This is a genomic window from Methylotenera mobilis JLW8 (genome assembly GCF_000023705.1).
GTDB lineage: Bacteria > Pseudomonadota > Gammaproteobacteria > Burkholderiales > Methylophilaceae > Methylotenera > Methylotenera mobilis.
On the sequence record NC_012968.1, the window covers coordinates 805480 to 826477 of the forward strand.

The window sequence follows — 20998 nt, forward strand, 5'->3', positions numbered from 1 at the left end:
GTTATAAATTCAACCATGGAAATTAAGCATGTTGCTGTTAACTAAAATGCATGGGCTGAAAAATTATGGATAAGCAATTGAGTTCACCTAGCTATAGACCTTTATATGATCAGATTAAGGTGTTAATCACCCAGGGTTTGATTGGTGGGGAATGGAAGCCTGGAGATGTGATTCCTAGTGAAATAGAGTTGGCTGCACGTTACAAGGTAAGTCAGGGCACGGTACGTAAGGCGATTGATAGTCTGTCTGCCGAGAATATTCTGATTCGCAGGCAAGGTAAGGGTACTTTTGTTGCTACGCACAGTGAAGAGGTTACCAAGCTTAGGTTCTTAAGGTTGACTGCGATTGACGGCAAAAAAGAGCTGCTGCAAAACGAGTTGATTTCATGTGTGAAATCAAAAGCAGATGCATATATTGCCAAGATATTAGAGATTAAGGCGGGTGCGGCCACCGTAGAGGTAAAGCGCTTGCTCACTTTCTCTGGTCGTCCATTGATTTACGACCACCTGATTGTGCCGGCTGTTTCGTTTAAAGGGCTCAATAGCAACAAGGTGGAAGAGTGCAATGGTTCTATGTATAGCATGTATGAGTCACAGTTTGGTGTGCGCATGATACGTGCGGAAGAGCGCCTTAAAGCAGTTGCTGCCAATCAAGAGGTGGCAAAATCCTTAGGGTTGAAGGAAGGTTACCCTTTGTTGAGTATAGAGCGCGTTTCTTTTACCTATGGTGATAAGCCTATGGAATGGCGCTTGGGGCTATGTTTGACTGATGATCATCACTATATGAGTGAGCTTGAGTAGTAGCTAAACTTGAGTAATTGGCGACCAGGAATAGGCGGATGATCTTGAGCAAGTACTTTTTAAAATCAGCGTTGGTGTTGTCAGGCTCGCTGCTTGTGCTGTCTGCACTGGCTTATCTATCCCTGCAGGTTTCGAGGAATTTTTTGACAACGTTGAGTTGTAAATTAAGGCTAAAAAAATGAACGACTTAAAAAAACGCGCGCTGGATTACCACCAGTTTCCCAAACCAGGGAAGTTGAGTGTGGAATCGTCTAAATCTTGTACCACTCAAGATGACCTCTCGCTTGCTTATACACCGGGTGTTGCCGAACCAGTACGTGAAATTCATGCAGATGCAGCTAATGCATATCGATATACCAATAAAGGTAATTTGGTGGCAGTCATTACTGACGGTACTGCGGTATTGGGTTTAGGCAACATGGGTGCTTTGGCGAGTAAGCCTGTAATGGAGGGCAAGGCCGTATTGTTTAAGCGTTTTGCTGATATTGATGTGTTTGATATTGAAGTGAATGCAAAAACACCTGATGAATTTATTGAAACCGTGGTGAATATTTCCCCAACCTTCGGCGGCATCAATTTAGAGGATATTGCAGCGCCACACTGTTTTTACATAGAAAATGAGCTGAAAAAACGTTTGGATATTCCGGTGTTCCATGATGACCAGCACGGTACAGCGGTGATTGTGGCTGCGGCTCTGCTTAATGCGTTAACGTTGCAGGGTAAAACCATGGCAGCGGCTAAAATCGTATTTCTAGGGGCAGGTGCTGCCGGCTGCTCTTGTGCCAAGTTGCTAAAAAGCATGGGTGCTCAGCACGTGACGATGGTGGATAGAACAGGTGTTCTGGATGCCGATCGACCAGATTTGCATGACAATAACCGAGAGCTGGCGGTAGCTCCGAGCGCAGTCAAAACGCTGGCAGATGCCATGCAAGGTGCTGATGTATTTATTGGTGTTTCGGCCAAAAACGCGCTGGATGCTAATTTAATCAATGATATGGCGCCTAACCCGATTATTTTTGCCTTGGCTAATCCGGATCCGGAAGTGTTACCTAGCGTAGCGCATGCCATCCGTGGTGATATATTGATGGCAACAGGGCGTAGTGATTTTCCTAATCAGGTCAATAATGCGCTGTGTTTCCCTTATTTGTTCAGGGGCGCTTTAGATGCTAAAGCCAAGCAAATCACCGAGGCGATGAAAATTGCCGCAGCACATGCATTGAGTGAGCTTGCGCGCGAACCAGTGCCTGCTGAGGTATTGGCTGCATATAACCTAGAGTCATTAGCCTTTGGCAAAGATTACATCATTCCTAAACCATTTGATCCTCGCCTGTTGGCACGTGTATCAAAAGCAGTGGCTGAGGCAGCATAAGTGGCTAAAAAAACTCCAATTCGTAATCGGCCCAAGAATCTTAATTTATTTACGATTCGCCTGCCTATCAATGCTGTGGTGTCGATTTTGCACCGTATGAGCGGCATGGTGCTGTTTTTATTTACGCCGGCACTGATCTGGTCGCTGCAGGCTTCATTAAATAGCGAGGCAAGCTTGAGCGCGCTGGGCGATATGTTCCAGCACTGGGCATTCAAGCTGATGTTGATTGCACTTTCCTGGCCGTTTTTTCATCACTTTTATGCTGGATTAAGGCATCTAGGGCAAGACGTGCATTGGATGACCACGCTCAATAAAGCCCAGTTTTCCAGCCGCATCGTACTGGGCTTAGGCGCCTGCTCCATGCTTAGCTTTGCATATTATATTTGGTAATAGCCACCGTTATGTTGATAGAACTACTCACAAAAAAATACCCAGGCATGCGTTTATGGCTAACGCAGCGCATTTCAGCCGTGGCGATGGTGATTTATCTGCTGCTACTGCTGTTGGTATTGGCAATTAAGCAACCACACGATTACGCGTCATGGCTAGATTTTATGTCCCCCTGGTGGTGGCGTTTGTTGACCCTAGTATTCTTTGTCAGCTTATTGACCCATGCATGGCTGGGGGTGCGCGATGTGTTTAAAGATTATGTATTTAACCTAAGATTGCGCGCAGTGCTGCAAGTGACGGTGGATATATTGTTGATTGGTTACCTGTGCTGGGTAAGCATTATTTTATGGAAGATTTAAGTCTCATATGAATATACAAAATCATCAGTTTGATGCAGTGATTGTTGGTGGCGGCGGAGCAGGCTTACGTGCCTCGCTACAGCTGGCCGAGGCCGGGGTTAAGGTTGCTGTGCTGTCTAAGGTTTTTCCTACCCGCTCACATACCGTGGCGGCACAAGGGGGTGTGGCTGCAGCGCTGGGTAATGTGTCCGGCGATAACTGGCTTTGGCATATGTACGACACGATTAAAGGTTCTGATTATTTGGGTGATCAGGATGCGATTGAGTTTATGTGTAAAAACGCTGCAAAAGCGATTATTGAACTTGAGCATTTTGGTATGCCGTTTGACCGTTTGGAAAATGGCAAGATCTTTCAGCGCCCGTTTGGCGGCATGACACAAAATTTTGGTGAAAAACCTATTTCACGTACCTGTGCGGTAGCAGATAGAACTGGTCATGCCATGCTGCATACTCTGTATCAACGCAATATTCGTGCAAATACGCAGTTTTATGTTGAGTGGTTTGCGCTGGATTTGATTCGCGATGCTGATGGCGATGTGTTGGGTGTAATTGCCTTAGAAATTGAAACTGGCGATATTCATGTGATACAGGCAAAAACAACCCTGTTAGCCACTGGTGGCGCAGGACGCATCTTCCAAGCCAGTACCAATGCTTTTATTAATACCGGTGATGGTCTTGGTATGGCGGTACGTGCCGGTTTGCCGTTGCAAGATATGGAGTTCTGGCAATTTCACCCTACCGGTGTACTGCACGCTGGCGTGCTAATTACAGAAGGTGTGCGTGGTGAGGGCGGTTATCTGGTGAACTCAGAAGGCGAGCGTTTTATGGAGCGCTATGCGCCCAATGCCAAAGACTTGGCCAGCCGCGATGTGATTTCACGCTCGATTGCCACGGAAATTAAAGCGGGCCGCGGCGTAGGTAAAAACAAGGATGCCGTGTATTTGAAACTCGACCATCTAGGCGAGGAGTTGATTAGTAAACGTTTGCCTGGTATCCGCGAGATTGCCAAAACTTTTGCCAATGTAGACCCAGTGGTTGACCCGATTCCGATTGTGCCAACTGCGCACTACATGATGGGTGGTATTCCTACCAATCTGGATGGGCAAGTTGTGGAGCCGGTAGTAGGTGGCGAGAAGGTAGTGAATGGCTTGTATGCTGTGGGTGAGTGCGCCTGTGTTTCTGTGCATGGCGCTAATCGTCTAGGTTCCAACTCATTGCTGGATTTAGTTGTGTTTGGTAAGGCTGCTGGCGACAAAATGGTGAAACAGATTGCCTTAAATCAGGCACATAAGCCATTGCCAAGTGATGCGGCTGATAAAACCATGGCGCGTGTGAATCGTTTAAACCAGCAAGCCAATGGTGAAACTGTAGCTGATATTGGCGCAGCCATGCGCAGCGCCATGCAAACGCATTGCGGCGTGTTTAGGTTCCCAGATTTATTAGAAGACGGCGTGGCCAAAATCAATGCCATTGCCGAGCGTGCTAAGAATATTGCAATTTCAGATAAGAGTCAGGTGTTTAACACGGCACGCGTAGAGGCCTTGGAACTAGATAACCTGATAGAGGTAGCCGTGGCAACCATGCATGCAGCCAATAACCGTAAAGAGAGCCGCGGTGCTCATGCGCGCGAGGATTTCTCTGAGCGAGATGATGAAAATTGGTTAGCGCATTCTCTTTACTATAAAAAAGACCATCAATTGCTTTACAAGCCTGTGCGTTTACAACCATTAACTGTAGAGCCGTTTATACCTAAAGCGAGGGTTTATTAAGATGAAGTTTTCTATTTATAGATACAACCCGGACACGGATAAAAAGCCTTACATGCAGGATTATGACATTGAGCTGCAGGATGAAGATCAAATGCTACTGGATGCGCTGATTCGTATCAAGCAGCATGACGAAACCTTGTCTATGCGTAAATCATGCCGCGAGGGTGTGTGTGGTAGTGATGCCATGAACATTAACGGTAAAAATGGCTTGGCTTGTGTGACTAAGTTGTCTGATCTTGAGCAGCCTGTTGTGCTTAGGCCTATGCCAGGCCTGCCGGTGATTCGTGATTTAGTAGTGGATATGACGCAGTTTTTTGAGCATTACAACTCAGTCAAACCGTATTTGATTAATGATGACCCGTTGCCGGAAACTGAGCGCCTGCAAAGCCCGGAAGACCGCGCAAAATTAGACGGTTTGTACGAGTGCATTATGTGCGGCGCCTGTACTACAGCATGTCCTAGTTTCTGGTGGAACCCTGATAAGTTCGTAGGGCCATCTGGCTTGATGCAGGCTTATCGCTTTATTGTAGATTCACGCGATCAGGCAGAAGCTGAGCGTCTGGAGAATCTAGAAGACCCATACCGTTTGTATCGTTGTCACAACATTATGAACTGCGTGGATGTTTGCCCCAAAAAACTTAACCCTAATGCAGCGATTGCCAATATTAAAGATTTGAAAATTGAGCGTGCAAAAGAGGCGAAAGCGACGAAAAAAACAGTGCCGATTAAGGCGATTTGAGGTGGCGTGATGATGAATGCAGAAAATCTAAGAGATGCAGAACAAAGACGCTTTGCATGGCGTTGCAGAAGAGGCTTGCTAGAGCTTGATATTGTGCTGCAGGATTTTGTGCAGCATCACTACGATACTCTGACCTTAGAAGAGCTGCAGGTGTTCGATGCGCTACTAGCGTTGCCGGATAACGAGTTTTGGGTGCTGCTCAATAACACTGATGCCATGGAGCCAGCAGCTGGAAAGCATGATAGCGCAAGAAACGCCATGATTTATAAAATTAAAACTGCCAGATTAAGCAAGCTACAGGAGGTTAAATAAGATGATGATGCACATGGGTGAAGAGCCTATCACTTTTGACGCCAAGGCGCTGGGCGATTATTGGCCTGGCATCCAGTTGTATTATCCGCCGGTGAAATATGCGCCTAGTCTGGGTATTTATGAAGACATGGATCAGGCCGCGGCACGCATGAAAAAGCATGCGCACTTTACACAGGCACACACGCTCATTTTTGACTTGGAAGATGGTTGTCGGCAAAAGGCCATGAGTCGTGATCTGTTGCGCAAAGAGCTGCCATTGCTGCGCAAAACTAACGAGCGTGTCACGGTGGCTATTCGTGCCAACTCATTTAGAACCGATGAGTATGAGCAGGACATGCAATTGGTGCGCGACATGGGCGACTATATTGATGTAGTGATGCTGGCCAAAGCTGGTGAAGCGTATGGCGCAGCCGAGGTGCGCGATTTATCTAGCTTCCTCTTGAGCATCAATCCGCATATTACGATTCAGCCGATTATTGAGCATCCTAAGTCGTTGAAAATTGCACCAGATTTAATGCAGTACAGTACGGTTAAGCATGTGGTGTTTGGTATTCATGACTTCTCAAAAGCGATGGGTATTCAGATTACGCCTGAAAACTGGATTGAAGAGCTGCAGTTCTATATGAACACGTTGATGTTTGAAGCGCGTATCGCCGGTAAAGGGGTGATTGGTGGTGTGGAAACGTTAATCGGTGCCAGTCCAATGCCGGAGAAATATCTCGAGCCGCATGATGTGCGCCGCTGGTTGGATTTACATGGCGATAATGAGTCGCGCGTGGTTTATAAGCACGCTTGTAAAGAAGCTGCGATGGGTTTAACCGGCAAACAGGTGATACACCCAGGACATATCCACCTGTGTAAAACTGCGTACACGCCATCGCCAACCGAAATCGCACAAAAGGTCTGTATTTTGAAAGCTGCGATCGAGGCGGATGCTTTGCTGGGCGGTGCTATTAAGTTTGAGGGCGAGATGTTGGATCCGCCGATGTTTGGTAAAGCTTTACAAACATTGTTAAGAGCGCATGCATTGCGCGCGCTGAAATCCAGCGATATGGAATTTGCATTACACGTTTTACAACTGCTACCTGCACAGGTTGTGCGAGAAAACTGGCCATATGGAGTACTTTTATAATGTTGACTGACTTTCCAAAGTGGGATTGGCAAATTCCAGAGTATTATAATATTGGTGTGGCTTGTTCAGACCGTCATTTAAATACGGCGCAAGCGAACGAAATCGCGATGATCGTTGAAGATGATGCCTTAGGTACCTCTACCATCACTTTTGTGGAGTTGGCACGTAAAACTGATCTATTTGCACAAATATTGCGTGATCTTGGCGTTAAAGTGGGTGATAGGGTGCTGATTCGCCTGCCCAACAGTCTGGATTACCCAATTGCGTTCTTAGGTGCGATGAAAATGGGCGCAATCTCAGTGCCTACATCTACTTTGCTTACCGCAGAAGAAGTTGCCTATTTGGCAAAAGACTCAGGTGCTAGTGTACTGGTGACCGATGCCGCGGCATGGGCAGGCATGCAATCTCAGTTGGAAGGTGCTTTGGGCAACACGCCTAATTTGAAGCATGTGTTATTAACGCAACTGACGCAAATGCCGACAGCTGGCAAATTAGCCGTGCATGATTTGCATCAAACAATGGCTAATGTACAAGCCGTGGATGCAATGCCGCAAACTAAAGCGGAAGACCCCGCTTACTTGGTTTATACCTCTGGCACTACCGGTTACCCTAAGGGTGTATTGCATGCGCATCGCGCTCTGTTAGGACGCCAGCCTGCTGCGCAGTATTGGTTTAATTACAGCGAGCAGGTGCAAGATAGAATCATGCACTCAGGTAAGTTCAACTGGACTTATGTGCTGGGCACTGGCTTGATGGATCCTTTGTATTTGGGTAAAACCGTGATTGTGCATGAAGGTAAAAACGATGCGCAAAAGTGGCTGGATTTAATTCAAAAGCATCAGGCGACTATTTTTATTGGCGTACCTACTATCTATCGTCAGATTTTACAAAAAACCACGACAGCCAAAGAGCAATTACCAAGCATGCGCCATTATATGAGCGCTGGTGAGCACTTGTCCGACGAGGTATTAACCCAATGGCGTGCGAGGTTTGGCCTAGATATTTATGAAGCGGTTGGTATGAGTGAGTTTTCATACTATCTATCACAAAGCAAGTTCCGTCCTATTCGTGCCGGTTCAGCGGGCTTTCCCCAGCCTGGCCATCAAATTCAATTACTTAACCCTGATACGCGTGAGCCAGTGGCGGCAGGTGAAGAGGGCATGATTTGCGTTACGGATACCGATCCTGGGTTATTTTTACGTTACTGGAATCTGGATGAAGAAACAGCAAAATATAAGCATGATGGCTACTTTTTCACCGGAGATTACGCAAAGTATGATGCGGATGGTTACATCTGGTTCTTAGGACGCAAAGACGACATTATTAAGAGTTTTGGCTATCGTGTGTCGCCTTATGAAATCGAGCGCGTGTACAAAGGACATCCTGATGTGGCAGATTGTGCTGCGATTGGCGAGGAAATAGAGAAGGATAAATTGCTAGTAGTGATTTATGTGATTCTGAAGCCAGAGGCGAGCATCACGCCGGACGATTTGTTACATTTCGGCAAGCAGCATCTAGCGGCTTATAAATCGCCAAAAACGGTTTATCTGGCAAAAGATTTTCCACGCACTAAGAATGGTAAAATCTTACGTAAAGATATCAATTTAACCATTGCCACAGCAAAATCAACACGATAAATCAATACCAGATAACTCAATACAATGACTACGATTAAACAAGAAGACTTTATTGCGAGCGTTGCAGATGCCTTGCAGTATATTTCTTACTACCACCCCGCTGATTTTATCCATGCATTAGCCGCGGCTTATGAGCAAGAAGAGTCTCCAGCGGCTAAAGATGCAATTGCGCAGATTCTAACCAACTCGCGCATGTGCGCAGAAGGTAAGCGCCCATTGTGTCAGGATACCGGTATCGTGGTGGCTTTTGTTAAAGTGGGCATGAATGTACGTTTTGAAGCAGCGCTTACATTGGAGCAAATGGTAAACGAGGGCGTACGTCGTGCTTATTTGTTACCAGAAAATAAACTGCGTGCTTCTATTGTGAACGACCCTGCCGGTAAGCGTGCCAACACTAAAGATAACACCCCAGCAGTGGTGCATGTGGAGTTGGTTGCTGGTGATAAAGTGGAAGTCAGCATCGCGGCCAAAGGCGGTGGCAGTGAAAATAAAGCAAAATTAGCCATGCTAAACCCGAATGACAGTATCGTTGATTGGATACTCGAGGTCGTGCCTACTATGGGCGCAGGCTGGTGCCCTCCCGGTATGCTGGGCATAGGCATTGGTGGAACCGCCGAAAAAGCTATGCTGTTAGCTAAAGAGTCACTGATGGCGCCGATTGATATGCACGAACTGAAAGCCAAAGGCGCGCAGAATAAAATTGATGCGTTAAGATTAGAAATCTATGAAAAGGTGAATAATCTAGGCATCGGTGCGCAAGGTTTGGGTGGCTTAACCACCGTGCTTGATGTGAAAATACTAGATTACCCAACCCATGCCGCTAGTTTGCCGGTGGCGATTATCCCTAACTGCGCCGCCACGCGACATGTGCATTTTGAGTTAGATGGCAGCGGCCCCGCAGCGCTGGAAGCGCCAAGTTTGGATGATTGGCCAGATGTGCACTGGGCACCAAGCACCCAATCGCTACGCGTCAATCTGGATACGATTACCCAGCAGGAAATTGAAGCCTGGCAACCAGGGCAGACTTTGCTTTTAAGCGGTAAGTTACTCACCGGTAGAGATGCTGCACATAAGCGTATGGTGACCATGCTCAATAATGGTGAGAAGCTACCAATCGACTTCACTAATCGCTTTATTTATTACGTAGGTCCTGTCGATGCAGTGGGCGATGAAGCGGTAGGTCCAGCTGGCCCAACCACAGCAACACGTATGGATGACTTTACCGAAACCATGCTCAGCCAAACTGGGCTGCTAGGCATGGTAGGTAAGGCAGAGCGCGGAGAAGAAACAATAGCCATCATTGCCAAACACCGCTCAGTGTATTTAACCGCGGTGGGCGGCGCAGCTTATTTGGTGAGCAAAGCGATTAAAAAAGCAGAAGTGCTGGCATTTGCCGATTTAGGCATGGAAGCGATTTACGAATTTACCGTGCAGGATATGCCGGTGACGGTTGCGGTGGATAGCCGCGGTAGCTCGGTGCACACCACTGGCCCAGCCGAGTGGCAGCAAAAAATAGCACAGCGTAAAGTCATTAATGAAGTGATTGTGGTTCATCCAGCCTAAATGCTCATTCCCAACTAGGTAATGACCAGGTAATGACCTAGCAATAATTAGTTAAGTGATAGACTGAGTGAATTATTGTCTAGATTTTTACTCTTAACTCATGCAAAGGAGTAAGTTGATGAAATCACAAATGATTAAGCTGTCTATGTTAGCTGCTATGGTGGCTGGTTTAATGTCGGTAATGCCTGTGCATGCCGCCACAGTGCTTGATGTGCTGACCGATACTCAGGATCGTTATACAGGACCTACGGTTGAAGATAATGTTGCGTTGATGGATACCGATAAAAACGGATTTGCCGATGCCGGCGAAGTGCGTGCTTTTTTAGAGCTCAAGCATGGCAAAGGCTATGAAAGCGAAGTTTTAGACAGGTTTGAAGCTTTGCTGAGAGGCGCAAGCTGCGGTACCGTTGCCGGAGCATCGCAATTAACTAACTAGTTTGACTGATAATTGGATTTAAGGCTGAAGGGTGAGTAGAAAGTACACCAATGCATCGCAAATGCATCAATCATCGCCATTATCATCATGTTAAGCTAGTTTATAATAGACACAATTTTACTTAACTAGAATTTATCAATTAGAAATTTAAGCAGAAAATCTTTATGTTAAAAGCCTATGCAGCGCACGTACAAGAACGTGCATCACAACAACTTCCTCCACTACCATTATCAGCCGAACAAGTTGCACAACTTGTAGAGTTACTCAAAAACCCGCCAGCGGGTGAAGAGAGGAACTTGGTTGACTTACTTGAAAATCGTGTACCAGCCGGTGTGGATCAGGCTGCCTATGTGAAAGCAGCGTTTTTATCAGACATTGCACATGCTAAAGCCGTATCACCTTTAGTCAGCGCAGAACAGGCCGTGGCTTTATTGGGCACCATGTTAGGTGGCTACAATGTGCAGGCGTTAGTAGGTTTGTTAGATCTATCTACAAGCAACCCAGCTATGGCTGACGCTGCAGTAAAAGCCTTGTCGCAAACGATTTTAATGTTCGATGCATTCCATGATGTCGATGAGAAAATGAAAGCAGGCAACGTGCATGCGAAAAAACTCATCGAGTCTTGGGCAAACGCAGAGTGGTTTACCAATGCACCAAAACTGGCTGAAGAAATTCAAGTGGTTGTGTTCAAGGTGGATGGTGAAACCAATACCGACGATTTAAGCCCAGCTCAAGAAGCATGGAGCCGCCCAGATATTCCACTGCATGCAAAAGCAATGCTAGTGACCAAAATGCCAGATGGTTTAAAAACCATTGAAACCTTGAAGCAAAAAGGTTTGCCATTAGCCTACGTGGGCGATGTGGTTGGTACTGGTTCATCACGTAAATCAGCAATCAACTCAGTGCAATGGTTTATGGGTAATGACATCCCTAATATTCCTAACAAACGCACAGGCGGCGTGATTTTAGGGACTAAGATTGCCCCAATTTTCTTTAACACTGCAGAAGACTCAGGCGCGATGCCGATTCAATGTGATGTGTCCAAAATGCACATGGGTGATGTCATTACCATTAAACCTTATGCTGGACAGGTATTAAATGCGCAAGGTGAGGTGATTAGCACATTTGAGCTAGCACCAACCACCATGCCAGATGAAGTGCGTGCCGGTGGCCGTATTCCATTGATTATTGGCCGTGGTTTAACTACGAATGCACGTAATGCGCTAGGTTTGCCAGCATCTGATCTATTTATTCAATCTATCGCACCAAAAGATACAGGTAAAGGCTATACGCTGGCACAAAAAATGGTGGGTAGAGCATGTGGCTTGCCAGAAGGTACAGGCGTGCGCCCAGGTGCTTATTGCGAGCCTAAGGCTACGACTGTGGGTTCACAAGATACGACTGGCGGTATGACGCGTGATGAGCTTAAAGAATTAGCTTGTTTGGGCTTTAGCGCTGATTTGGTGATGCAAAGCTTCTGCCACACTGCCGCTTACCCAAAACCAGTAGATATTAAATTACAGCACAGCCTGCCAGAATTTATGAGTAGCCGTGGCGGCGTTAGCTTGCGCCCAGGTGATGGCGTAATTCACTCATGGTTAAACCGTATGGTGCTGCCTGATACCGTTGGCACTGGTGGTGACTCACATACGCGTTTCCCAATCGGTATTTCATTCCCAGCCGGTTCTGGCTTGGTGGCTTTTGCTGCCGCGATGGGTGTAATGCCACTAGATATGCCTGAATCTGTATTAGTGCGCTTCAAAGGCGAAATGCAGCCTGGCATTACCTTACGTGATTTAGTGAATGCTATTCCTTACGCTGCGATTCAAGAAGGCACGTTAACGGTTGGCAAGCAAGGTAAAAAGAACGTATTTAACGGCCGCATCTTGGAAATTGAAGGTTTGCCAGATTTGAAAGTAGAGCAAGCGTTTGAGTTTGCAGATGCTTCAGCTGAGCGTTCAGCTAACGGCTGTACCGTGAAACTAAATAAAGAACCTGTGATTGAGTTCTTGAATTCCAATATCGTGTTGCTACAAAACATGATTGATAACGGTTACCAAGATCCACGCACCTTGCAACGTCGTATCGCCAGCATGCAAGCCTGGTTGGCTAAGCCTGAACTGTTGGAAGCTGATAAAGATGCTGAATATGCGCACGTGATCGAGATTGACCTCAATACGATTACTGAGCCATTAGTGGCATGCCCTAACGATCCAGATGACATCAAGCCACTCACAGCAGTGGTGGGTGATAAGATTGATGAAGTATTTATCGGTAGCTGCATGACAAATATTGGTCACTATCGTGCAGCCGCTAAGGTGTTAGAAGGTTCAGGTGGTATTCCTACCCGTTTATGGATTGCTCCGCCAACTCGTATGGATGAAGCACAATTACGTGATGAGGGTGTTTACTCTGTATTTGGCGTTGCTGGCGCCAGAACCGAAGTGCCCGGCTGCTCATTATGTATGGGTAACCAAGCACGCGTAGCCGATAAAGCAACCGTGTTCTCAACCAGTACGCGTAACTTTGATAACCGTATGGGTAGAGATGCTCGCGTGTATTTGGGTTCAGCTGAATTGGCGGCAGTTTGTGCTAAGTTAGGCCGTATGCCGACGCATGCAGAGTATTTAGAGACAGTAGGTAATAAGCTAGCTAACGCGGCTGAAATCTATAAGTATCTGAATTTCGATCAAATGACAGATTACACGCCATCTTTAGAAGCGCTTTCTAATGGTAAAAAAGTGATTCCGATTGCTGAGGCGATGTAAAACGTTAAGTTTTAATTAGGTTTGAAATGATTAGCCATGCTGGTTTGACATAAAGATATAGGTCAAACCAGCATGGCTAATTTGTTTTAGGGTTCAACGAGAAGGCGCTTTATGAATGAGTACATCTCGATAGCTTTTTTATGTTACTTAGCTATTTTTGGCATGGCAGGCTATTTTCTGTGGCGCGCATACCGAGTGGGCGTTAAAAAGGAGTTTCGTTTGATAAAGAAACTCAACGGCCAATCGCTAAACAATCGTCAGCGCATTGTTCTTGCCTTTGCCATTATGGAACTATTGACAGGCATTGCTCTCATTTTGTTTCTTATTGCTGTTCCCATGTTCGCAATCCCTATGCGTATTTGGCCTGCGTTTATTGTGGTAATCGGCACGACCCGTCAGTTGCGGATACTAAAGTTTGTTCAGCAAAATGAACACTAACATGGTGCTCAACCTCACTCCCTCTCACTTCCTTTGAGTCTCTGGATGCTATGTGGCGCATAACTGGTTAGCTTATAGCCCACGCAACTTCTCGTTTGATAGCTTGTCGGTCTCGCCCGACTGGCGAGTTTCTTTCTTTTGCGTAGCCAAAAGAAAGAAACCAAAGAAAAGGCTACCCCATGCAGCTTGATTCCTTAGTTGCTCAGATTTAATGGGTAACAAGCGGAAACTCGCTTTGCTCAAACAGCCGCTTGTCGAAAACTCCCATTCAACCTAAGCAACTAAGGCGCTGCAACAGGGGGAGTTTAGCTAGGCACTGTAAGGTTGATGACTTGTTTTCTACGTGCTTGCTAATCTCTTTCTCACTTGCAAAGTCGAATGGCTAGGGTCATGGATTATTTGTTGGTTTAGCAATCATCGAAAAGCACGGTTCAATGCTAAAATCAGTGCATCATAACTAGCGTTAGTTCTCTATGGACCAAAAACACATTTTTGATATTAAGGCGATTGAGCCTCCTAAGCATGATGCGTGGAAGCGGATGTTGCCGTTAAGTTTGTTGCTGGTTGCGGTGATCTGTGTTGCATGGTATTTCGGCTGGGATGCCAAAGCAGTCACGGCTGGTATCCTGCTGTTTGGCGTAGTATCTAATGTCTTTGTCTGGATTATTGGTTTGATTGGCTTGGTGCCTGTCGTCGGTCCCTTGATTGTTAAAGTGCTGAGCCTCTCTATCATTTGGTTGTTGAATGCCATTGGTTATATTGTTTCATTTGTCGCCATTAAGCGCGGCTATTCAAAAGATGTACTCACTTACCGCGGGTTAACCATTGCGTTAATCATTGGTATTATTATTGGCTATGTAATTGGCCATTTTCTGTAATTCCATTCTTTTTTCTAAGAAAGCACAGAATAAGTGAGCGAGAGGGATGAAGTGCGAGACGCACGGAACGGAGAAGCCGAGATAGTATGTTTGATACAGCGAGGTTGCGAGTACCGCGCAACGAAGCAATTCGCCCACGTAGCCATTTATTCTGTGTTTTCTTGATATGTTTAGCCAATTGACTGAGATTCCTCTTGTGCAAACTGCTATGCACCATGTGCGTAAAGTTGCAGATATTATGCCGGCCGTATTTTTTGTGGGTGGTTTCGCTTGGGATGCACTCACCATCGGTCGTAATGTCGCCGCTCTGGATTTATGGATATTTGCCGGTTACCTGTTTTGCGCCGCGGTGATTCTTTACCTGATTGGCCGTCCGATTCCGCTGGAAAATAGCGAGAGCAAGCTAGTTTCTGTATTTAAAAAGCACTATTCACCGCGCGTGCCATATTTCTTGCTGCAGTTTTTATTCGGCAGTTTGTTCAGCGCTTTATTCATTCTGTACTTTAAAAGCTCCAGCCATTGGCTTGCTTGGTTGATGTCCTTAGGGTTGGCGGTGTTGCTGGTTGCCAATGAGTTTTTGGAGAGCGAGTACAAGCGCTTTACATTGAGTTGGTCTATGTTTGGCTTGTGCGCAATGTTACTTTTTAATTTTGCCTTACCGTTTCTATTAGGCAGTATCCATGCAGTGTGGTTTTATCTTAGTACGCTATTGGGGGCTAGTTTAGCTTTTTGGCTGTATAAAAAAACGCCTAATCATTTAGGCAGTATCAAGCCGGTTGCCTTGATTGCCGCGCTACTGATGTTCGCTTACGCGGTTGATATGATTCCGCCCGTGCCTTTGGTCAAGCGGGATGTGGCAGTAGCATTTGAATTGGAAAAAGCTGATGGTCAATATCGACTGTCGCAGCAGGCATCGCCATGGTGGGTGTTTTGGCGTAAAACCAGTAATGATTTAGAAATGCCGGCAGGTCAGCGCGTGTATTGTTTTTCTTCCATCTTTGCGCCGCCCGGGTTGCAGGCCAAGCTTTACCACCGTTGGCAGCATTATGATAAAAAACAAGGTTGGGTGACGCAGTCGCGCATCGGTTTTAGTTTATCTGGCGGACGTTATGAAGGTTTTAGAGGCTACACTTACAAGAGCAGTTTAGCCGAAGGTGATTGGCGCGTGAGTGTGGAAACTGAGAATGAGAAAACGATTACTGTGCACAAGTTTACCGTGCATCACGTAGAAACAGCACCACCGCGTGTGGTGCTGCTCTATTAGTGATTTAGTGCTCAGCTGGTTGTGAGTGTGCCATCAGTTTGTCGATATAGGCAATTGCCACAGCAGAAAACACAAAAGTCATATGAATCACGGTTTGTGCGATCAATACTTTATCTGACAGATTGTGTGCGTTGATAAAGGTTTTTAGCAAGTGAATGGACGAAATGCCGATGATGGCAGTCGCCAGTTTTACTTTCAATAGGTTGGCATTCACGTGAGAAAGCCAATCCGGTTCATCCGGGTGACCTTCTAGGTTAAGGCGTGACACAAAGGTTTCATAACCGCCCACAATCACCATAATCAGTAGGTTTGAAATCATCACTACGTCGATTAAGCCCAGCACAATCAGCATAATGTCTGCTTCTACGATTTTGTTAGCGGTTGAAACGAGATGAATCAACTCCACTCCAAAAAAGAACACGTACACCGCTTGCGCTACGATCAAGCCTAAATACAGTGGTAATTGTAACCAGCGGCTACCAAATAAAATATTAGTCATGATGCTACTTTGCTTATAGGCGGTAGCCTGTTGTTTTGTTTTTTCTTGCATGGTTTGTAAAAGCCTTTAAATTAATAACGTAAAACGTAGATGTAAAAACGCAGATGTATTGTAGCAGCTAGATTCAGTGTCAATTTACTCAATCTAGCTGACTATTCAATCTTACTATCTAGGGTGAAATTGGCGCTTGCATCTAGTGCCAGTAGTTCAGTTAATACTGGCATGCTTTCTGCCAAGGTGTTGGGTAGGGTCCACGGTGGGTTAATCACAAATAAACCGCTACCATACATGCCAAAGCCTTCTGCTGATGGCGCCTCAATCGAGAGAGTGACATGTAACCAGTTAGGTAAGTTCAACGCTAACAGGCTATCTAGCATTTCTGCTGGTTCTGGGCGCTGTAACAATGGGTACCAAACAATGTAAGTGCCGGTAGGGAATCGTTTCACACTGTCTTGAATGGCGTTTACTACGTATAGATAGTCCTGCTTATCTTCGTAAGGTGGGTCTATCAGCACCACCGCGCGGCGTGGTGGCGGTGGCAAACATGACTTTAGGCCTTTAAAGCCATTCTCCATTTCTACCTTTACTTGTCTGCCAAAGCCTTTGAAATTATCTGACAACAGCTCGTAATCGCTAGGATGCAGCTCAAACAAGCGCATTTTGTCGTCTGCACGCATATGCGGCTCCGCCACCATCGGTGAGCCTGGGTAAAACTCCAGCGCATTGCCACTATTGAAAGATTGAATCTTGGCAACGTAATCAGCGAGACTCTGCGGTAGGTTAGGCGCAGATAAAAGCTTGCTGATGCCGTCTTCATACTCTGCGTTTTGGGTGGCGTAGCCATGCTGTAAGCTATACATGCCCGCGCCGGCATGGCTATCTATATACCAGAATGGTTTGTCTTTTTGTGCGGTATGGGCAAGCACTAAACCTAGTACGTAATGCTTAAGTACATCGGCATGGTTGCCTGCATGAAATGCGTGGCGGTAACTGAGCATAGAATCATGAAAAATTGAGATAAGCCGACATTATCCCAGATTTTTGGGTTAGCATTTAGCTTATGAGCACATCTACACAACACAACCACGATGATCACGATCATTACTTCCTGCCTTTTTTACTTATTCTTGTTTTTGCCGTCGTAGAAGCGGTTGGTAGCTGGTACACCGGCTCACTCGCACTGTTAAGCGATGCCGGGCATATGTTTTCTGATGTGGCTGCGCTTGGATTGGCTTGGATGGCATCAGTGATGAGTAGGCGTACCCATGTTGCACGCCATCGCTCTGGGGTGAGTTATGCCGAGCTGGTTGTTTCAATCATCAATGCCGTTGCTATGCTGCTGGTGGTGGTGTTTATTGTGGTCGAGGCGATTATGCGCTTCCAACAGCCGCATCAGGTGCAGGGGTTTGGTTTAATCGTGATTGCCAGCATCGGCCTAATTGTTAACTTAGTGGTGGCTAAGCAATTGCATCACCAGGCGCACCATCACGGTGAAAGCTTAAATAACAGCGCGGCTTTTTTGCATGTGCTAGGTGATTTACTCGGCTCGGTCGCCGCAGTGGTGGCGGGTGTGGTAATTTACTTTACAGGCTGGATGCTGATTGATCCCATTTTGTCATTGTTGATTTCATTGCTGTTATTGGTGCTGACTGTAAATTTAATCCGCGATATCTGGTTAACCTTGCAAGGTCAGCTCACTAAATACCATCAACACGCACATGCGCATAGTCACGATCATGATGATGATCACCATCATGATCACGAGCATTAAGGCTACTTATTTCAAGTGGTTATATTTAAAGCAATTGAGTATATAAGGTGCACTACTTTTATTAATTAAAGGAGAATAATCCATGCCATACGTGAACATCAAACTAGCCGGTGAAGTAACGCGCGAGCAAAAAGCACAAATCGCCAAGGAAATCACCGAAACATTGGAACGTGTTGCACATAAGCCCAAGTCTTACACCTATATTACGTTTGAAGAAGTGGCTTATGAGGACTGGGCAATCGCTGGCGAATTGCTCGACGCTTAACCGCTTATACCAAGGCAGCCTTGTTAGGCTGTCTTGTAGTTTTTACCTGTAAGCAGGTATCTTAATCCCTCTAGATATCCCCCTAGTTTTTAATAATCATGTATATTCCTGTGCGCCCGCGTTGGCTGGGCGCATTTTAAACAATAATATTTCGAGGGATTTATGAGTAAATTTATGACGGCAATGTTGGTTGCCTGGTGTGCGTTTACAAACCAAGCATCTGCTGCGATTGATGAAACAATTCGCGTGAAAGAAAGCATTGAAATCAATGCGCCGGCGGATAAAGTATGGGCTGCGATTGGTAGTTTTGCTGATATGCGCTGGCATCCGGCGATTGCAAAAACCGAAATCACTGGCGGCAAGGCTACAGAGGTTGGTGCTACGCGCGTGTTGACTACCCAAGATGGCGGCAAAATCAATGAAGTGCTGACCAGCTTTGATGCTGATGCTAAAACCATGAAGTATGAAATCACAGAAAGCGTATTACCGGTACGTGAATATGGCGCAACTTTAAAAGTGAAAGCCAGTACCGATGGTAAAACGACCGTAGTATGGAGCGCCATGTTTAAACGTAAAGACCCAGCGCACCCAGGTGCTGCCGGTCAAGATGATGAAGCGGCTAAAGCAGCGATTTTAGGTATTTTTAAATCTGGTTTAGAAAATATTAAAAAGATTTCAGAGTAGTTCACCTCTGGATTGACGATTACGGTAAATATTGATTTTGTCATATTTACCGTGATTGATTTAATCCAATTCAATTAATGGGCGGTAAAATACGCTCATGTTCGATGCCAAACCCATTCTAAAAAACTTGCCCAACTTACCGGGCGTCTATCGCATGATTAACGCTAGCGATGAGGTAATTTATGTTGGCAAAGCCAAAGACCTCAAAAAACGCGTTTCTTCTTACTTTAATAAGAACTTGCCCAGCCCGCGCACACGCATGATGGTGAGTAACATTGCGCGCATAGAAACTACAGTGACGCGCAGTGAAGCAGAGGCGCTGCTGCTGGAAAATAACCTGATTAAAGGTTTAATGCCACGTTATAACGTGCTGTTTAGGGATGATAAGTCTTACCCATATATTACGTTGACCGGTGATGAGTATTCGCGTCTGGCATTTCATCGTGGTGCGCAGCGCAAGGGTAACCAGTATTTTGGGCCATTTCCTAACTCGGTGGCAGTACGCGAAAGTATTCAGTTACTGCAAAAAGTATTTAAGCTGCGCACTTGTGAGAACACGGTGTTTGCTAACCGCAGCCGTCCATGCCTGCAACACCAGATAGCACGCTGTACCGCGCCATGTGTCAATTTTATCTCTGCAGAAGATTATCGCAATGATGTGCATCAAGCGGCCATGTTCCTACAGGGCAAGACTACCGAGGTGATTGATAGTATTGCCGAACAAATGAGTGCCGCCGCTGCGAAGCAAAGCTATGAACTGGCTGCCGTGTTTAGGGATAGGATTCAGGCGCTGCATCAGGTACAGGCTAAGCAATTTGTGAGTGACTTTAACATATCGGATGCCGATGTGATTGCCAGTGCTGAGTTGCAGGGGCAGCACTGTATTAATTTGGTGATGATACGCGGCGGGCGTCATTTAGGCGACCGTAGTTATATGCCTAAAAATACCGATGGTGAAACATTGGAAACTACCGTACAGGCTTTCTTGGCGCAGCATTACGTTGCCCAGAATACGCCGCCGCTGATTGTGGTGGGTGTGAAAATTGAAACCGAGCTGTTTGAAGAAGTGTTGAGTGAACAGGCCGGCCGTAAAGTAAAAATCAATACCAATCCAATTGGCGATAAACGAGTGTGGCTGAGAATGGCACAAACCAATGCCGAACTTGCCTTGGGGCAACGTGCAGCCACTACAGCTAACCAGGAAGCCAAGCTGCTGGCACTGCGTGAGGCCCTGCGCTTACCTGACAGTACAGAGCGCATGGAGTGTTTTGATATTAGCCATACCATGGGTGAGGCCACAGTTGCGAGCTGTGTCGTGTTTGATCGCGGTGATATGCAAAATAGCGAGTATAGGCGCTACAACATTACCGGCATTACGCCGGGGGACGATTACGCGGCGATGCGCGATGTGCTCACTAGGCGCTATAAAAAAGTGGCGGCAGGTGAGGGTAAGCGCCCTGATTTGGTGTTTATTGATGGCGGTAAAGGCCAGCTTGGCGTCGCGATGGAGGTGATGGCCGAAGTCGGGTTGGATGATATTCTGCTGATAGGCATTGCCAAGGGTGAAGAGCGCAAGCCCGGCCTAGAGACCATGATTTTCTCTGATACTGGTGAGATGGTTAATCTGGAAAAAGACAACAAAGGCCTGCACTTGTTGCAGCAAATTCGCGATGAGGCGCATCGCTTTGCTATTACTGGGCATCGTGCCAAACGCGCCAAAGCACGGCTACAATCCAGTCTGGAAGACATAGAAGGCGTTGGTGCTAAACGCCGTAAGGCATTGCTCACCCGTTTTGGCGGTTTAGATGGCGTAAAAAATGCTAGTATTGATGAACTTGCCAGTGTTGAAGGCATCAGCCAAAGTTTGGCTGAGAAAATATATGGCGAATTGCATTAGGCGAACGCTAAAAACTGTTACTTTTTTGG

The 20998-nt window shown here is 46.2% G+C and carries 22 protein-coding genes; 19 read left to right on the forward strand and 3 right to left on the reverse strand.

The features are described from left to right. Positions 1 to 65: 65 nt before the first annotated feature. The 13 genes from MMOL_RS03835 (at position 66) to MMOL_RS03895 (ending at position 13711) form a co-directional block, all read left to right on the forward strand. Positions 66 to 800 carry a GntR family transcriptional regulator gene (locus tag MMOL_RS03835; RefSeq protein ID WP_015831701.1) on the forward strand — a complete coding sequence of 245 codons (735 nt, stop codon included), beginning with the start codon at positions 66 to 68 and terminating at the stop codon, positions 798 to 800. 178 nt (positions 801 to 978) lie between these two features. Then, the gene (locus tag MMOL_RS03840; protein ID WP_015831703.1) at positions 979 to 2169 is read left to right on the forward strand and encodes a malic enzyme-like NAD(P)-binding protein; all 1191 of its coding nucleotides are present in this window, start codon (positions 979 to 981) and stop codon (positions 2167 to 2169) included. Continuing rightward, entirely contained in the window at positions 2170 to 2559 is a 390-nt protein-coding gene (gene sdhC, locus MMOL_RS03845; protein ID WP_015831704.1) for a succinate dehydrogenase, cytochrome b556 subunit, read from the forward strand. A gap of 11 nt (positions 2560 to 2570) precedes the next feature. Then, positions 2571 to 2918, forward strand: coding sequence for a succinate dehydrogenase, hydrophobic membrane anchor protein (gene sdhD / locus MMOL_RS03850; RefSeq protein WP_015831705.1), 348 nt, complete (start codon positions 2571 to 2573; stop codon positions 2916 to 2918). Positions 2919 to 2925: 7 nt separating this feature from the next. Beyond that, the gene (sdhA, locus tag MMOL_RS03855) at positions 2926 to 4686 is read left to right on the forward strand and encodes a succinate dehydrogenase flavoprotein subunit (protein WP_015831706.1); all 1761 of its coding nucleotides are present in this window, start codon (positions 2926 to 2928) and stop codon (positions 4684 to 4686) included. A gap of 1 nt (position 4687) precedes the next feature. Further along, on the forward strand, positions 4688 to 5425 hold the full coding sequence (locus MMOL_RS03860; RefSeq protein WP_015831707.1) for a succinate dehydrogenase iron-sulfur subunit: 738 nt from the start codon (positions 4688 to 4690) through the stop codon (positions 5423 to 5425). Between the two features lie 9 nt (positions 5426 to 5434). After that, positions 5435 to 5737, forward strand: coding sequence for an FAD assembly factor SdhE (locus MMOL_RS03865; protein WP_015831708.1), 303 nt, complete (start codon positions 5435 to 5437; stop codon positions 5735 to 5737). 1 nt (position 5738) lies between these two features. After that, on the forward strand, positions 5739 to 6869 hold the full coding sequence (locus MMOL_RS03870; RefSeq protein ID WP_015831709.1) for an HpcH/HpaI aldolase/citrate lyase family protein: 1131 nt from the start codon (positions 5739 to 5741) through the stop codon (positions 6867 to 6869). Next, positions 6869 to 8506, forward strand: coding sequence for an acetate--CoA ligase (locus MMOL_RS03875; RefSeq protein ID WP_015831710.1), 1638 nt, complete (start codon positions 6869 to 6871; stop codon positions 8504 to 8506). The genes MMOL_RS03870 and MMOL_RS03875 overlap by 1 nt, the downstream gene beginning before the upstream one ends. 24 nt (positions 8507 to 8530) lie before the next feature. After that, positions 8531 to 10069, forward strand: coding sequence for a fumarate hydratase (locus MMOL_RS03880; RefSeq protein WP_015831711.1), 1539 nt, complete (start codon positions 8531 to 8533; stop codon positions 10067 to 10069). Positions 10070 to 10187: 118 nt separating this feature from the next. Further along, entirely contained in the window at positions 10188 to 10505 is a 318-nt protein-coding gene (locus MMOL_RS03885; protein ID WP_015831712.1) for a hypothetical protein, read from the forward strand. Positions 10506 to 10669: 164 nt separating this feature from the next. Further along, entirely contained in the window at positions 10670 to 13273 is a 2604-nt protein-coding gene (acnB, locus tag MMOL_RS03890) for a bifunctional aconitate hydratase 2/2-methylisocitrate dehydratase (RefSeq protein WP_015831713.1), read from the forward strand. A 111-nt stretch (positions 13274 to 13384) separates the two neighbouring features. Further along, a complete protein-coding gene (locus MMOL_RS03895) occupies positions 13385 to 13711 on the forward strand; it encodes a hypothetical protein (RefSeq protein WP_015831714.1) in 327 nt (108 codons plus the stop codon). Between the two features lie 72 nt (positions 13712 to 13783). Here the strand turns inward: MMOL_RS03895 and MMOL_RS12180 are convergent, their stop codons facing one another. Then, positions 13784 to 13954 carry a hypothetical protein gene (locus tag MMOL_RS12180; protein WP_187287230.1) on the reverse strand — a complete coding sequence of 57 codons (171 nt, stop codon included), beginning with the start codon at positions 13952 to 13954 and terminating at the stop codon, positions 13784 to 13786. A 230-nt stretch (positions 13955 to 14184) separates the two neighbouring features. Here MMOL_RS12180 and MMOL_RS03900 point away from each other — a divergent pair, with 230 nt between their 5' ends. Further along, positions 14185 to 14589: a hypothetical protein gene (locus MMOL_RS03900; RefSeq protein WP_015831715.1), complete on the forward strand. Its 405-nt coding sequence runs from the start codon at positions 14185 to 14187 to the stop codon at positions 14587 to 14589. Positions 14590 to 14785: 196 nt separating this feature from the next. Further along, positions 14786 to 15853, forward strand: a complete 1068-nt coding sequence (locus MMOL_RS03905) for a DUF2914 domain-containing protein (RefSeq protein ID WP_238524394.1) — start codon at positions 14786 to 14788, stop codon at positions 15851 to 15853. A gap of 4 nt (positions 15854 to 15857) precedes the next feature. On the opposite strand, the gene MMOL_RS03910 is transcribed toward MMOL_RS03905, so the two are convergent. Both MMOL_RS03910 and MMOL_RS03915 read right to left on the reverse strand, forming a co-directional pair. Further along, positions 15858 to 16403, reverse strand: coding sequence for a TIGR00645 family protein (locus MMOL_RS03910; RefSeq protein ID WP_015831717.1), 546 nt, complete (start codon positions 16401 to 16403; stop codon positions 15858 to 15860). A gap of 101 nt (positions 16404 to 16504) precedes the next feature. Further along, complete coding sequence (locus MMOL_RS03915; RefSeq protein ID WP_015831718.1) at positions 16505 to 17350, reverse strand: 23S rRNA (adenine(2030)-N(6))-methyltransferase RlmJ; 846 nt, start codon at positions 17348 to 17350, stop codon at positions 16505 to 16507. A 62-nt stretch (positions 17351 to 17412) separates the two neighbouring features. On the opposite strand from MMOL_RS03915, the gene MMOL_RS03920 reads away from it, so the two are divergent. The 4 genes from MMOL_RS03920 (at position 17413) to uvrC (ending at position 20969) form a co-directional block, all read left to right on the forward strand. Continuing rightward, on the forward strand, positions 17413 to 18123 hold the full coding sequence (locus MMOL_RS03920) for a cation diffusion facilitator family transporter (RefSeq protein WP_015831719.1): 711 nt from the start codon (positions 17413 to 17415) through the stop codon (positions 18121 to 18123). 82 nt (positions 18124 to 18205) lie between these two features. Further along, positions 18206 to 18388 (forward strand): tautomerase family protein, encoded by a 183-nt coding sequence (locus tag MMOL_RS03925; RefSeq protein ID WP_015831720.1) that lies wholly within the window; start codon positions 18206 to 18208, stop codon positions 18386 to 18388. Positions 18389 to 18550: 162 nt separating this feature from the next. Continuing rightward, the gene (locus MMOL_RS03930) at positions 18551 to 19072 is read left to right on the forward strand and encodes an SRPBCC family protein (RefSeq protein ID WP_015831721.1); all 522 of its coding nucleotides are present in this window, start codon (positions 18551 to 18553) and stop codon (positions 19070 to 19072) included. Positions 19073 to 19169: 97 nt separating this feature from the next. Next, entirely contained in the window at positions 19170 to 20969 is a 1800-nt protein-coding gene (gene uvrC / locus MMOL_RS03935; protein WP_015831722.1) for an excinuclease ABC subunit UvrC, read from the forward strand. Positions 20970 to 20998: the final 29 nt, after the last annotated feature.

Coding starts and splice junctions, on each gene's coding strand:
- MMOL_RS03835 (WP_015831701.1), top strand. CDS start 66: ATGGATAAGCAATTGAGTTCACCTAGCTATAGACCTTTATATGATCAG.
- MMOL_RS03840 (WP_015831703.1), top strand. CDS start 979: ATGAACGACTTAAAAAAACGCGCGCTGGATTACCACCAGTTTCCCAAA.
- sdhD (WP_015831705.1), top strand. CDS start 2,571: ATGTTGATAGAACTACTCACAAAAAAATACCCAGGCATGCGTTTATGG.
- sdhA (WP_015831706.1), top strand. CDS start 2,926: ATGAATATACAAAATCATCAGTTTGATGCAGTGATTGTTGGTGGCGGC.
- MMOL_RS03860 (WP_015831707.1), top strand. CDS start 4,688: ATGAAGTTTTCTATTTATAGATACAACCCGGACACGGATAAAAAGCCT.
- MMOL_RS03865 (WP_015831708.1), top strand. CDS start 5,435: ATGATGAATGCAGAAAATCTAAGAGATGCAGAACAAAGACGCTTTGCA.
- MMOL_RS03870 (WP_015831709.1), top strand. CDS start 5,739: ATGATGATGCACATGGGTGAAGAGCCTATCACTTTTGACGCCAAGGCG.
- MMOL_RS03875 (WP_015831710.1), top strand. CDS start 6,869: ATGTTGACTGACTTTCCAAAGTGGGATTGGCAAATTCCAGAGTATTAT.
- MMOL_RS03880 (WP_015831711.1), top strand. CDS start 8,531: ATGACTACGATTAAACAAGAAGACTTTATTGCGAGCGTTGCAGATGCC.
- MMOL_RS03885 (WP_015831712.1), top strand. CDS start 10,188: ATGAAATCACAAATGATTAAGCTGTCTATGTTAGCTGCTATGGTGGCT.
- acnB (WP_015831713.1), top strand. CDS start 10,670: ATGTTAAAAGCCTATGCAGCGCACGTACAAGAACGTGCATCACAACAA.
- MMOL_RS03895 (WP_015831714.1), top strand. CDS start 13,385: ATGAATGAGTACATCTCGATAGCTTTTTTATGTTACTTAGCTATTTTT.
- MMOL_RS03900 (WP_015831715.1), top strand. CDS start 14,185: ATGGACCAAAAACACATTTTTGATATTAAGGCGATTGAGCCTCCTAAG.
- MMOL_RS03910 (WP_015831717.1), bottom strand. CDS start 16,403: ATGCAAGAAAAAACAAAACAACAGGCTACCGCCTATAAGCAAAGTAGC.
- MMOL_RS03915 (WP_015831718.1), bottom strand. CDS start 17,350: ATGCTCAGTTACCGCCACGCATTTCATGCAGGCAACCATGCCGATGTA.
- MMOL_RS03920 (WP_015831719.1), top strand. CDS start 17,413: ATGAGCACATCTACACAACACAACCACGATGATCACGATCATTACTTC.
- MMOL_RS03925 (WP_015831720.1), top strand. CDS start 18,206: ATGCCATACGTGAACATCAAACTAGCCGGTGAAGTAACGCGCGAGCAA.
- MMOL_RS03930 (WP_015831721.1), top strand. CDS start 18,551: ATGAGTAAATTTATGACGGCAATGTTGGTTGCCTGGTGTGCGTTTACA.
- uvrC (WP_015831722.1), top strand. CDS start 19,170: ATGTTCGATGCCAAACCCATTCTAAAAAACTTGCCCAACTTACCGGGC.